The sequence below is a fragment of the Micromonospora zhanjiangensis genome (assembly GCF_042650605.1).
GTDB lineage: Bacteria > Actinomycetota > Actinomycetes > Mycobacteriales > Micromonosporaceae > Micromonospora_J > Micromonospora_J zhanjiangensis.
In genome coordinates, this window is the sequence record NZ_JBHSBN010000011.1 from 146,298 (window position 1) to 156,804 (window position 10,507).

Annotated in this window: 21 protein-coding genes; all 21 read right to left on the reverse strand. The window is 74.1% G+C overall.

Translation table 11 applies throughout. The annotated features are described in order from the left end of the window. Positions 1 to 237: 237 nt before the first annotated feature. Positions 238 to 489: a hypothetical protein gene (locus tag ACFOX0_RS17915; protein WP_377547179.1), complete on the reverse strand. Its 252-nt coding sequence runs from the start codon at positions 487 to 489 to the stop codon at positions 238 to 240. Beyond that, positions 486 to 848 (reverse strand): hypothetical protein, encoded by a 363-nt coding sequence (locus ACFOX0_RS17920; RefSeq protein WP_377547181.1) that lies wholly within the window; start codon positions 846 to 848, stop codon positions 486 to 488. The genes ACFOX0_RS17915 and ACFOX0_RS17920 overlap by 4 nt, the downstream gene beginning before the upstream one ends. 3 nt (positions 849 to 851) lie before the next feature. Further along, positions 852 to 1,118 (reverse strand): hypothetical protein, encoded by a 267-nt coding sequence (locus tag ACFOX0_RS17925; RefSeq protein ID WP_377547183.1) that lies wholly within the window; start codon positions 1,116 to 1,118, stop codon positions 852 to 854. Positions 1,119 to 1,121: 3 nt separating this feature from the next. Beyond that, positions 1,122 to 2,561, reverse strand: a complete 1,440-nt coding sequence (locus tag ACFOX0_RS17930) for a hypothetical protein (protein WP_377547185.1) — start codon at positions 2,559 to 2,561, stop codon at positions 1,122 to 1,124. 14 nt (positions 2,562 to 2,575) lie between these two features. Beyond that, the gene (locus ACFOX0_RS17935; RefSeq protein WP_377547187.1) at positions 2,576 to 3,172 is read right to left on the reverse strand and encodes a hypothetical protein; all 597 of its coding nucleotides are present in this window, start codon (positions 3,170 to 3,172) and stop codon (positions 2,576 to 2,578) included. Then, on the reverse strand, positions 3,169 to 4,335 hold the full coding sequence (locus ACFOX0_RS17940; protein WP_377547190.1) for a hypothetical protein: 1,167 nt from the start codon (positions 4,333 to 4,335) through the stop codon (positions 3,169 to 3,171). Before ACFOX0_RS17940 ends, ACFOX0_RS17935 begins: the two co-directional genes overlap by 4 nt. A 292-nt stretch (positions 4,336 to 4,627) precedes the next feature. Then, positions 4,628 to 5,209, reverse strand: coding sequence for a hypothetical protein (locus ACFOX0_RS17945; RefSeq protein WP_377547192.1), 582 nt, complete (start codon positions 5,207 to 5,209; stop codon positions 4,628 to 4,630). After that, on the reverse strand, positions 5,206 to 5,694 hold the full coding sequence (locus ACFOX0_RS17950; protein WP_377547195.1) for a hypothetical protein: 489 nt from the start codon (positions 5,692 to 5,694) through the stop codon (positions 5,206 to 5,208). Before ACFOX0_RS17950 ends, ACFOX0_RS17945 begins: the two co-directional genes overlap by 4 nt. After that, positions 5,691 to 5,867: a hypothetical protein gene (locus tag ACFOX0_RS17955; RefSeq protein ID WP_377547197.1), complete on the reverse strand. Its 177-nt coding sequence runs from the start codon at positions 5,865 to 5,867 to the stop codon at positions 5,691 to 5,693. Before ACFOX0_RS17955 ends, ACFOX0_RS17950 begins: the two co-directional genes overlap by 4 nt. Next, positions 5,867 to 6,079 carry a hypothetical protein gene (locus ACFOX0_RS17960; RefSeq protein WP_377547199.1) on the reverse strand — a complete coding sequence of 71 codons (213 nt, stop codon included), beginning with the start codon at positions 6,077 to 6,079 and terminating at the stop codon, positions 5,867 to 5,869. Before ACFOX0_RS17960 ends, ACFOX0_RS17955 begins: the two co-directional genes overlap by 1 nt. Continuing rightward, positions 6,076 to 6,384 carry a hypothetical protein gene (locus ACFOX0_RS17965; RefSeq protein ID WP_377547202.1) on the reverse strand — a complete coding sequence of 103 codons (309 nt, stop codon included), beginning with the start codon at positions 6,382 to 6,384 and terminating at the stop codon, positions 6,076 to 6,078. Before ACFOX0_RS17965 ends, ACFOX0_RS17960 begins: the two co-directional genes overlap by 4 nt. Continuing rightward, entirely contained in the window at positions 6,377 to 6,610 is a 234-nt protein-coding gene (locus ACFOX0_RS17970; RefSeq protein WP_377547204.1) for a hypothetical protein, read from the reverse strand. The genes ACFOX0_RS17965 and ACFOX0_RS17970 overlap by 8 nt, the downstream gene beginning before the upstream one ends. Beyond that, the gene (locus tag ACFOX0_RS17975; RefSeq protein WP_377547207.1) at positions 6,603 to 6,773 is read right to left on the reverse strand and encodes a hypothetical protein; all 171 of its coding nucleotides are present in this window, start codon (positions 6,771 to 6,773) and stop codon (positions 6,603 to 6,605) included. Before ACFOX0_RS17975 ends, ACFOX0_RS17970 begins: the two co-directional genes overlap by 8 nt. Continuing rightward, positions 6,770 to 7,627, reverse strand: a complete 858-nt coding sequence (locus ACFOX0_RS17980) for a hypothetical protein (protein WP_377547210.1) — start codon at positions 7,625 to 7,627, stop codon at positions 6,770 to 6,772. Before ACFOX0_RS17980 ends, ACFOX0_RS17975 begins: the two co-directional genes overlap by 4 nt. Next, positions 7,624 to 7,803, reverse strand: coding sequence for a zinc finger domain-containing protein (locus tag ACFOX0_RS17985; protein ID WP_377547213.1), 180 nt, complete (start codon positions 7,801 to 7,803; stop codon positions 7,624 to 7,626). The genes ACFOX0_RS17980 and ACFOX0_RS17985 overlap by 4 nt, the downstream gene beginning before the upstream one ends. Continuing rightward, positions 7,800 to 8,750: a PD-(D/E)XK nuclease-like domain-containing protein gene (locus ACFOX0_RS17990; protein ID WP_377547216.1), complete on the reverse strand. Its 951-nt coding sequence runs from the start codon at positions 8,748 to 8,750 to the stop codon at positions 7,800 to 7,802. Before ACFOX0_RS17990 ends, ACFOX0_RS17985 begins: the two co-directional genes overlap by 4 nt. Beyond that, positions 8,747 to 9,175: a hypothetical protein gene (locus tag ACFOX0_RS17995; RefSeq protein ID WP_377547218.1), complete on the reverse strand. Its 429-nt coding sequence runs from the start codon at positions 9,173 to 9,175 to the stop codon at positions 8,747 to 8,749. The genes ACFOX0_RS17990 and ACFOX0_RS17995 overlap by 4 nt, the downstream gene beginning before the upstream one ends. Next, complete coding sequence (locus ACFOX0_RS18000) at positions 9,172 to 9,435, reverse strand: hypothetical protein (protein ID WP_377547220.1); 264 nt, start codon at positions 9,433 to 9,435, stop codon at positions 9,172 to 9,174. The genes ACFOX0_RS17995 and ACFOX0_RS18000 overlap by 4 nt, the downstream gene beginning before the upstream one ends. Beyond that, on the reverse strand, positions 9,432 to 9,746 hold the full coding sequence (locus ACFOX0_RS18005) for a hypothetical protein (protein ID WP_377547223.1): 315 nt from the start codon (positions 9,744 to 9,746) through the stop codon (positions 9,432 to 9,434). Before ACFOX0_RS18005 ends, ACFOX0_RS18000 begins: the two co-directional genes overlap by 4 nt. Beyond that, positions 9,746 to 10,156, reverse strand: a complete 411-nt coding sequence (locus ACFOX0_RS18010; protein ID WP_377547226.1) for a hypothetical protein — start codon at positions 10,154 to 10,156, stop codon at positions 9,746 to 9,748. The genes ACFOX0_RS18005 and ACFOX0_RS18010 overlap by 1 nt, the downstream gene beginning before the upstream one ends. Further along, positions 10,156 to 10,500, reverse strand: coding sequence for a hypothetical protein (locus tag ACFOX0_RS18015; protein ID WP_377547228.1), 345 nt, complete (start codon positions 10,498 to 10,500; stop codon positions 10,156 to 10,158). The genes ACFOX0_RS18010 and ACFOX0_RS18015 overlap by 1 nt, the downstream gene beginning before the upstream one ends. Positions 10,501 to 10,507 lie beyond the last annotated feature (7 nt).

Genomic DNA, 10,507 nt, shown 5'->3' on the forward strand with positions numbered 1-10,507 from the left:
GTCGGCGTACAGGTGGCGACTGGTGAGGCCGGGCCACCAGATGGTGGTGGTGTGGGCGTCGGCGCGGATCTGGTCGCGGCCTCGGCGGGCGGTGCCGCACTGTCGGCAGGTGCAGCCGGCGGTTGTGCGGCCCGGTGATGGCGTTGGCGAGTTGGCCGGCGGTGTCGGCGATTTCGGTGCGGGTCCAGACGCGGAGTGCCCCCGCCGTGGTGGCGGGGGCGGTCTCCGGCGCGGTGCTCACCGGCGGGCCAGCCGGACGGGGACGGGGTTGCCGAACAGGTCGACCTGCACGGTCAGCGGCACGAGCGCGGCGACGTCCACCGAGGTGCTCATCCGGTTCCGCCACCGGTCGCCGTCGACGACGACCTCCTGGACGACGACGCGGCCGCGGTTGTTCGGGTCGCTGAGGAGGCGGCAGTGCCAGGTGCCGCAGGGCTGGCCGTCGTGCATGGTGTGCGGGGTGACGGTGGCCAGGTCTCCGCGCATCATCGACCACCCCAGCGGTGCCACCACCGCCACCGAGTGACCGGCGGCGGGGCGACGTCGGGGTCGGGTGCCGCCGGGCGGGCAGCGGCAACCACAGCGGGCGGGACGGTCGGCTGCTCGTCGTCGGCCGGCTTCGGCGCCGGCGGCGGGCCGGTCAGCCGGGCGCCGGGCCGGGCGTCCTGCATGACTCGCTGGATGACGGCCCGCTGCCACTCGGGCAGGTCGTAGCCGAGCTGCTTGGCGGCGCGCTGGAAGGTCCGGGACCGCCACGGTCCGGGCTGCGGGCGGAGCATCTCCGGGTAGATGCAGATGCCGGGGTTGGCGTGGGCGAGGGCGCGCAGGGCGTCATGGTCGTGGTCCACCGGTCAGCCCTCCCATCCGAAGGTCCACCCGAGCCCGGGCACCAGGACCTCGCGATGCGGCACCGTGGCCCAGGTCCGCCCGGTCTCGTCGACGAGGGTGACGATCACGGCGTACGACGCGTGGGGGTGGTCCTCGACGCGGCGGACGGTCCACCGGCCGGACCATGGCGATCCGGGCATGGTGAAGGTGAGCTGTTCGCCGGGGCGTACGGCGGACCAGGGCCGCGGAGGCGGGGTCTCGGTGGGGGCGAAGAGTGCGAGCTGGTCCATCGCTCAGCCCTCCCGCGTCCGCTTGCCGTGCTCGACGAGCAGGGCTTCCCAGCCACGCCAGGTCGCGGGGCTGATGCCATCCCCGGCGTTGCGGCGCATCAGCCGCGCAAGGGCTGCAGCGAGCCGGTCGGTGAGATCGTCTTGCGTGTTGGCCGGGTCGTTGGCCGGGTGCTGCCTGTCGGCGGCGGCCGGCTCGGGGCAGGCGCCGGCGGCGTGCTCGACCAGCCCCACACCGGGCAGCGGCGGGACGACCTGCTCACCGGGCCGGATCGGCTCCTCGCACGTCTCGCAGCGCGGGCGGGTCGACGGCGCGACCGCCGCCAGGTAGCGGGCCAGGTGCTGCTGGGCTGTCCCGTCGGGCTGGACGTCGACGGACTCCCACCAGGTCATGTAGCGGTCGCGGTCGAGTAGGGCGGCGATGGCGGCGGCCCAGCCCTGGGCGTGGGCGGTGTCGAGCGCTGCATCGGTCGGCTCCTGTGCGCGGCGCGGTGAACCGAGGCCGGCGGCGGTGGCGTCCTGCTCGACGGTGCGGGCGAGGAACAGGGCGTCAGCAAGTCGGCCGGTCGGATCCTCCTTCGGCGTGTCCTCGTGCAGCTCGCCCGCGTCGACCACGAGGGAGTGCAGGTCGTCCAGTTCGTCGGCGGTGAAGGCGCTGCGGAGCGCGGTGGGCAGGTCGGGCGCCGGCGCTGCGGGTGCTCTCAGGAGCCGGACCAGCTCGGCGGCGATCGGGTCATGCGGGTCGGTGACGGCGGAGGGCGGCCAGGCCGCGTACCAGCCGGACAGGAGCATCCCGATGGCGTCGGCCCGTTCGTCGTCGGTCTCGGCGGTGTCGAGGTTCTCGGCGGCCAGGGTGAGCAGCTCTTCGACGTCGGCCGGTTCGTCGGCGGGTTCGTGGCACCAGCAGTCGCAGTCGCACCAGTGCGCCCGCTCGTCGTCGTGGCAGAGCGGGTCGTGCTTGCGGGTCGCGGTGTCGTGGTCGGACCACAGCCCGTTTCCGAACTCCCACCACTCGCGGAACTTGCCGATCAGCGTGCCGTTGCGGCGGAGCTGCTCGGCCTGGTCGGCGATGGTCTGCCGGGCGGTGGTGGCCTCGCGGTCGAGCCGGCTGGCGAGGCGGTCGACCAGCTCCGGGGTGCTGGCGGTGTTGCACGGCTGGACGCCGGCTCGGCCGAGGGCGTCCCGGGTCTGGGCGAGTTCCTGAGCGAGGTCGTCTCGCTGGCGGCGGGCGCGATCGAGCTTGGTGCGCAGCTCCTGGAGGTCGGCGGCGGGGCTGGTGGCGTGGCGCATCCGGTCGGCCGGGGACTCGACGGGGCGGGCGGGCGGCGTCGGGTACATCGCGGCGCGGGCCTCGTCCGTCATCCGCAGCTCGGTGAGGTTGATGCCCGGGTCGTCTCCGGCGCGGTCGGTCTTGGCGGTGGTGTCGGGGCGGTCAGTGGGCTGCACGGCGGCGGGTCTCCTCAGGCGGCGGTGTCGGCGGACGGGCGGAGCCGGCCGGCTTCGGCCAGCAGGGTCTTGGCGTGGCGCTCCCGGGCGTCGGCGTCTTCCCACCAGGCGCCGGGCGGCGGGGTTTTGCTGGCGTTCCACTCGCGTACGGGCCGCATCGACGGGTCGAACGCCGGGTTCGGCTCGGCGTCCTGCTGCCGCTGGAACGCGCGGTGTTCCCGCTCCCAGGCGACGGCCCGAGGCATCAGCGCCTCGCGGTCCCCTTCGGGCAGCGCGCCGCGGACCTCGTCGACGAACGCGCGGATCTCGGCGGACCGGTCGGTGAGCGGCCCGGCGGTCGCCGCGTACGCCTCGATGGCGCGCTGCTCGGCGGCCTCGCGCTCCAGGCGGTGCCGCTCCCGGGCGAGGCCGGCGGCGAGCCGGCGGATGTGCGCGGGCATCAGGTACTCGGTCGAGTCGCGGAAGTGCGCGGAGATGGCCTGGCGGACGTCGTCGAAGTCGAGGTCGCCGATGTCTTCGTGCCAGGCGTGGACGTCGACTTCACCGACGGTGCGCCGGTCTCGGGCGGCGATCAGGCCGAGGATCGCTGCGACCTGCGATTTGTTCATCATGATGCCTCCTCGGCGGCGAATTTGGCGGCGAGTGCCATGGCGTCGGCGAAGCGTTTGTCGGCGGTGGACTGCGGTTCGGGTGCGGCTGCCGGCTGCCCGGGGAGGGCGAGGTCGCGGCTGGTCCGGGGTGGGTCGTCGGTCCAGCGGTCGCCGTTGAGCCAGGTGGCCGGGTGGGCGGTGAAGCGCAGTTCGCGGCCGGGCCGGTCTCGGTAGCGGGCTGCCCCGGCGGTGATCTCGGCGGGGGTGGCGCGGGTGATGGCCTTGTCCCACGCCTTGCGGGCGGTGCGCTTCGCTGCCCGTCGCGGGTAGGCCGACCAGAACGCGTCGAAGTCGGCGTCGGCGGTCGGGGTGTCTCGCGCGCTCGCGCGTGGTCTCGCCGCCGGAGGCGGCGAGTGGGGATCGGGGTCCGGGGAAAGGGGAACGGGGAACGGGGAACCACTACTTACGGCCGTAACTACTCCCCGTTCCCCGGGAGTGCCGGCGCTAGGGTTCCCGGAAGGGTTCGCAGAAGGGTTCCGGGAGGGGTTACGACCTGCGGCTACCTCCTGTTCGGGCGTGTCGGCGGTGTCCGGCGCCTCGCTGGTGTCGTCCGGGCCGTCGTGGTCGTGCGGGCCGTCGTCGGGAGGGTTCGGGCCGGGGTCGCCGTCGTCGTCCGGGGGGTGCCCGGCGGCCTTGCCGGAAGGGTTCGGCGAAGGGTTCCCGGAAGGGTTACCGAGGGCGTCGAGCATCTCGGTGACGATCCGCACCGGTTCGCCGCGAAGGTCGCCCGACTCGGCGATGCGCCGCAACTCGACGGCGATCGCGGCCCGGATGGCCGGGCTGGTCACCACCTCCAGGTGGTCCTGGGCGGCGCGCAGCACGTTCGGCTGCCGGTACACCTTGTCGCGGCGGATGAACGACCGGACCAGCAGCTCCTCGGTGTCCTCGTCGACCACGACGAACCGGGCCGCGGCGAGGTCGGCCAGGGCCTGCTCGACGTCGGCGCGGGTGAGGCCGGCGGCGGACTTGGACCAGCGGCGTTCCCGCAGCGCGATCACGCCGTCGTGGGCGAGGTCGGGCTGGGAGAGCAGGAACATGAACATGCGCTGCGGCGCGGGGCCGAGCGCGAGGAAGTCGGGGTCAGACCAGATGCTGACGGAGAGTCGTGCTTCTGAGCGCGCCATCAGCGGCCACCCCCGGGGGTGGCGGCGGGCACGGGTTGAACGGCGCGCGGCATGGCGCGGCCGGCCCATGGCATCATGTCGCCAGGGCTCCTTCCGGTGCGATCGGATCGGGGCCTTAGGCCGGTTCGGGTGTTACCAGCACCCGTTCCGGCCGTTTTCAGTTGTGAGCTGATCTTACCGCTCACGTACATCCGTTCGAGCACCGACGCGCCTCTTCTTGATCGTGGATTCGGGTGGTTCTGGTGGGCCGGCTGGCCGGGTCCGCGGTACGGTCCCGGCCAGCCGGGGAGGGTCAGGCGGGGGTGGCCCGGTCGTCGCCGGAGGTCGACTCGCCGCGGGCCGCGGCCAGGACGGCGCGGGTGGTGGCCAGCGCGAACCGCTGGCCGTCGTCGTCGAGGTCGTCGACGCCACTGACCAGCGGGTCGGTCGCGCGCACCAGGGCATCGGCGGCGGCCCGGACCTGCGCGTCGCCGGCCGGCTCGGCCGGCACGAGCTGGAGGCCGTGCCGCTGGGCGATCACGGCCAGGGCCCGGGCGGACGTGAGGATCAGCGGGTTGCCGAGGGTGCGGACCGTCCACTCGACCAGCGCGACGTCGCGGTCCTGGTAGATCGGCGACTCGTGGTGCTCATAGGTGCGGTGGTTGGCGGCCCGGTCGCGGCACCAGGCGACGAGATCCGGCTCGGTGACCGGCTCGCCGGCCTCGTGCTGCGGCCAGCTGACGGTGACGGTCGCCTTCTCGATCAGATCGCGAATCTCCTCGACCTGATCGGGGTTGTACTCGTCGAGCTGCTCGCTGATGTCGACGCTGTCGATGTCGCTGGCGGCCTCGGTCATCAGCCTGGTCGCGACGGCGCGCGGGTCGTTGTCGGTCATGCTGCTGCTGCCTCCTTGGTACGGCGGGGAATCTTGTGGTGGGTGCGGAACCGCAGCACGCAGTTCCGGGACTTCAGCGGGGTGTCCGACCAGCGCAGCCGGATCCCGATCTGCATGTCGTCGAGGCCGTCGGCCATCAGCCGCTCGACGAGGTGCCGACGCTCGGCCGTACCGAGCTGGCGGGCGGTGATCTGCCCGGCGAGGGCCTGCTCGACCTTCGCCGGGTCGATGTCGCGGCGGGACCGCCAGGCGCTGAACTCCGCGTCGGGGATGGCCGGCATCCGGGCGACCAGGACGGACCCCGGGTAGGCGGTCCAGCCGGGCACCTCGGCGGCCGGGAAGATCAGCCACAGCGGCGGTCCGGTGACCACCGCCGACGACTCGGCGGCCAGCTCGTCGACGTCGGCGAGGGCTTCGGCGATCAGCTCCGACCGGGTGTGCGTCTCGTCGAGGATCGGCCAGACGAGCTGCAGGATGTGGCTCATGCGTCGTCTCCGGCCCGGCGGCGGTGCTCGGCCTGCTCCTGGCCGGCGTCCGGTACCTCGTGCACGCCGTTGACCTGGGGCAGCCCGCAGGTGCACCGACCGGGCACGGCCTGGTCCTCGGTGTACCGGTGGGCGGCCGGCCGCTTGACGGTGGCGATCGTGCGGCGGGACATCACGCCACCTGCCCGGGAAGGCGGGCGGCGCGACGGCGGTCGTACTCCGCCTGGTCCTCGCGGGTGACGTGGTAGCCGCCGCCCTGCCGGCACCAGTAGACGAAGCCGGGTTCGGTCAACCGGGACAGAGCCTGCCGGGCCAGCCGCCAGTTGCTGAACGCGTACTTGCCGTCCTGGCGGCAGCGCCAGATCCGGCCACGGCGCCGGCTCACCGGGCTGGCCAATCGAGGACGTCAACGGCGGCGTCGGTCAGCCGGTACTCGCCGACCAGCTCCGTCAGCCGGGTCACCTCGTCGGCCAGCTCCTGGCGCAGCTGCTCCTTGTAGGCGATCTCGGCCATCAGGTCGGGGACGTCGTCGGCGCTGGCCTCGGCGCAGCGGGCGATCAGGCTGGTCGGGCCGGTCCTGCGGGCCTCGACGAGAGCGGCGCGCCGGGTGGTGACCCCGTCGAGGTCGACCCGGGGCCCCGGGGCCGGCGGGATGCCGGCCCCGGGGAACAGCTCGATGACGTCAGCCATTGCGGGCCCCCCGCTGCTGCGCCAGCCGGACCAGCGCGAAGCCGGCCAGGGTGCATGCCCGCTCCGGGTCGACCGAGTGCAGGGTCATCGCGGTGACCACAGCGGCGTCGCCCGGGTCGGCGCCCTCGCTGATCATGTCCCGGACGTTGGCGACCATCTGATCGAGCAGGGCGTTGATGTGCGCGTTCTGCTGGTCGGCGGCTGCTCTGCGAGCGATGTCAGTCACCGGACACCGCCTCGTACTGCCGGCAGCGGCAGCCGGACCGGGAGCAGGTGCCCCGGCGGCCGTCGCCGCGGATCGCGTGGACGCCCTCCGGGTCGCCGCACTGGCACCGGCCCGGCTCGACCGGCCGGCCGCCGGTCGCCGCGCCCGGGTCCTGCCGGCTCACTGCCCGCCGCCGGGGGCGGCCGTGTCCGGCCAGTCGTCGGCGGCCGGCTCGACCGGCGCCGGCCCGGGTACGGGCTGCTGGGTGATCTCGGCGGCCGTGACCGGCTCGGCCGGGAACTCCTCGGCCGCCGTGGTCTCGCCCCGCTTGATCGAGGCGAACACGACGCTCAGGTCCGCGACGTCAACGGCCGTCCACTGGCCCCGCTTGCGACCCAACCGGGTCTCGATCTGACCGACGCTCACCCGGACGGTCTTGAACGCGTCGACCATCGCGCCGATCCGCTCCACCAGGGGCTTCCCGTCGCCGCGTTCGATCGTGGCCCGGCACCGGTCCTGCGCCTCGGCAACGAAGTCGGCCGGCAGGGCGGCGAAGATGCTCTCGCGGACCGCCCGGGCGCCGATGTTCTGGTTGTTCAGGTACACGTCCTGCAGGTCGGTCAGCGGCTTGCGCTGCCCGTCCTTCATCCGGGCGTGCGGCACCTGGAACGTGCGGCTCGACCGCATGTTGGTCTGCTGGTCCCAGGCGTACGCGCGGATCTCGGACATGCCGCGTTCGTCGTCGCGGTGCAGCTCGTGGACGCCGTAGTCCATGTTTCCCCAGATCCGGGCCAGCTCCCGGGCGAGGTGCACGGACGGGCCGGTGCCGCGGTTGTTGACGTTGTAGAACGCGCGGCTCGCCAGGCCGAGCCGGCCGCACGCCTCGGCCATCTCGGCCCAGGCGCGGCGGATGTCGCGCGGGTTCTGCTGGGCGACCTGCACGGCGGCGGCGACCTCGGCGACGGCGCGGGCCTGCTCGACGGCGGTGGTCTGGGTGGCCGGCGCCGGGGCGGCGTACCGGTCAAGGGCGGTGTTCATTCGGACTCCTCAAGGTTGTAGGCGATGGCCTCCATGACGAACCGGGCGCGAACCGGGCGGCACTCGTGCGGCTCGCGTGGCAAGACATCGACCGTGTTCACGCAGCCGGAGCCGGCGGGCATCTTGCACAGCGGGCACGGCACGGTGAGCGCCAGTTCCACATCGGCGGGGCTCACCAGACGGCTCCGTCCAGTTCGCGGGTTTCCCACGGCGGGAGTTCGGCCAGGACCACGTCGTCGGCGTAGCCCGGCCAGCGGCCGGACGCGGTGCATTCGGCGTAGACGTCCAGGGCCTGCCGGCAGCGCAGAGCGCCCAGGAGCATCGCGTCGCGGTCCGGCTGGCACACGGTCACCAGGTACGGCGGCCGGGTTTCTTGCACGACCAGGAGCGCCTGGGCGTCGTCGCGGGCGTAGCCGACCGCGCGGAGGCCCATCAGGTACCAGGCCAGCTGGACGTGGTAGCCGAAGTCGGCGATCGTGCGGCCGAGCTTGTCGGGGGCGGCCGACCGGCCGGACTTGTAGTCCGGCAGCAGCAGCCGGCCCGGGTAGGCGGGTGCGACGGCGGGCTGCCCGTCGCGGTGGAGGGTGAAGTACGGCAGGTAGTCGATGAGGGCCCGGCACCACACGCCGGTCCGCTGGTCCTGCCAGACGACGGTGACCTCGGCCTGCCCGGCGCCATCCGGCCCGACGTCGGGCCGGCCGCGCGGGGTGAACAGGGCGGTGGCGACTGGGTGTTCGCGCAGCTTCGCGGCCATCGCGTGGACGGTGTCCCAGTCGGCCGGCCGCAGCGGCACGGCGCCGCGCGCCCGGACCGCCGCGACTTCCTCCTTGACGGCCTTGGTGCGCCACTCGTCGGCGTCGATCCGGACCAGTTCCGGGCCGACACCGAGGACCAGCTTGTGGGCGGCGGTGCCGATGTCCCACGCGGCCTTCGGCTCGTCGCCGGTGTCCAGCCAGTGTTTGAACAGGGCCGGGCAGGACGGCGGCAGGAGCTTCCGGGCGCCGGTCGACGACAGGGAGCCGCCGGGGACCGGGTCGCGGTGGTAGACGTCGGCGGGCAGGTTGTAGATGCCCGGCTTGTCGATGACCACCGGCCCGGCCTCGGCCACGGCTGGTGCCGTCACGGCGTCGCCTCGGGTGCCGGCGCGGGGCCGGCGGCCTCGCGGAAGATCTCGGTCACGGCGCCCTCGGGGTCGGCCAGGGCGGCCCGCAGGCCGGCCAGGACCGCGGTACGGTCCGGATCCTCGGCGGGCCGGTCCGGCGCGGGCACGGTCCACGCGCCGGTCAGCTGGATGTCGCGGATGTTCAGCAGCCCGGTGTGCTCGCCGGCGTCGGCGTGGACCGGCGCCTGGGTGCGGGAGACGAGCTGGTAGGCGGCCGGGCTGAGGATCCAGTCGGGGGCGACGGGCAGGGCGATGATCAGGCGGCCGGTGCGGTCGCGCAGCTTGTCCGGGCCGGGCCGGTGCTGGCCGGGCTCCACCGGCGGCGGGGCCAGGGTCAGGACCGGCGGCACGGTGAGGCCGGCGAGGGTGTCGGCGTCGATGCTCACGTCAGGGCTCCGATCAGGGCGGTTGCGGTGTGCCAGGCGCCCCACAGGACGCCGATGACGGCCGCCCACCCGGCGAGGCACAGCGCGATGAGGGCGGCGATCCGGCGGGCCGTCGGGCTGGCGATGACCAGCGCGGCGGCCAGGTCGGCGGCGAGGACGCCCAGCACGGCGGTCGCGGAGTGGGTGACCTGCCAGGCGGCGATGGCGGCGGCGGCCACGACGGCGGTCAGGACGGCGATGGCGGTCAGGCTGCGGGTCACTTCGCACCGGCCTTGCGCTGGCGGCGCTCGTCGCGGCTCCGGCTCCGCGCGGCCCAGGCCGCCCGGCAGGGCTCGCAGCGACAGTGCCGGTAGCGGTAGGTATCGACGTTGCCGTGCGGTGCCAGGCTCAGGCGGCCGGCGGCGCTGCCGGCCGGGACCAGGCCGAGGATCTCGGCCACGTCACCCAGGTCCCGGTCGGTCAGGAACTTGAGCGCCGCGGCGTCACGCTCCTGACGGCGGAGCCGGTCGCGCTGGGAGGCGGACAGGCGGGCGGTGTCCATGCCGCCGGCGAGGGAGTCGACGCCGGCCATCAGAGCCGACCCCCGAGCTGCTTGAGCCGGTCGTAGGCGTCCTTGGACTCCCAGTACGGGCCGTGCTTCCGCTCACCACCGACGTACAGCCAGTAGGTGTACGCCCCGCGCTCCGGGATGCGGCGGATCATCAGCTCGATGCCGCCCGGCTGGGAGTAGGTGGAGAAGACCAGCTCGCCGAGCGAGGTGAGCGGGCCGCGGGCGGCCTCGCCGGTGGTGGTGAGCCGCCAGTAGTCGCCGGGCCGGCTGTCGTCCAGCTCGACCCAGCCGGCGCGGCGCATCTCGGCGATCGCGGCGGTGACCTTCCGGTCGGCGGCGACGTACGAGTCGTTGATCGCGTCGCGGAAGACGAGGCCGCGGCCGACCTGGTCGAGCAGGGCGATGCGGCTCTTGGTCGGGTGGAGGCTCATCAGGCAGCACCTCGCAGGTTGCGCGCCTTGTGGGCGGCGGTGGTCGGTCGGGCGGGCTGCAGGTAGCGGCGGACCAGCGCCACCTCCGCCGGGGTCATCTCGGCGACCAGGGCGAGCACCTGGGCGACGCGGTCGTCGGCGATGCCGAGGGACTCGGGGGTGATCTCGGGGGCGTCGTCCCGGCCGCCGAGGTGGACCAGCTCGACGCCGGCCGGGACGGGCACGGCGGCGGGCTCGGTGTCGGCGCGGTCGAACAGCAGCCCGGTCGAATCGACGACGCGCGGCACGGGCGGGCCCGGCGGGCTGGTCGGCACCTGCGGCGGGTTCGGCCACGTCGGGCTCATCGCGCGT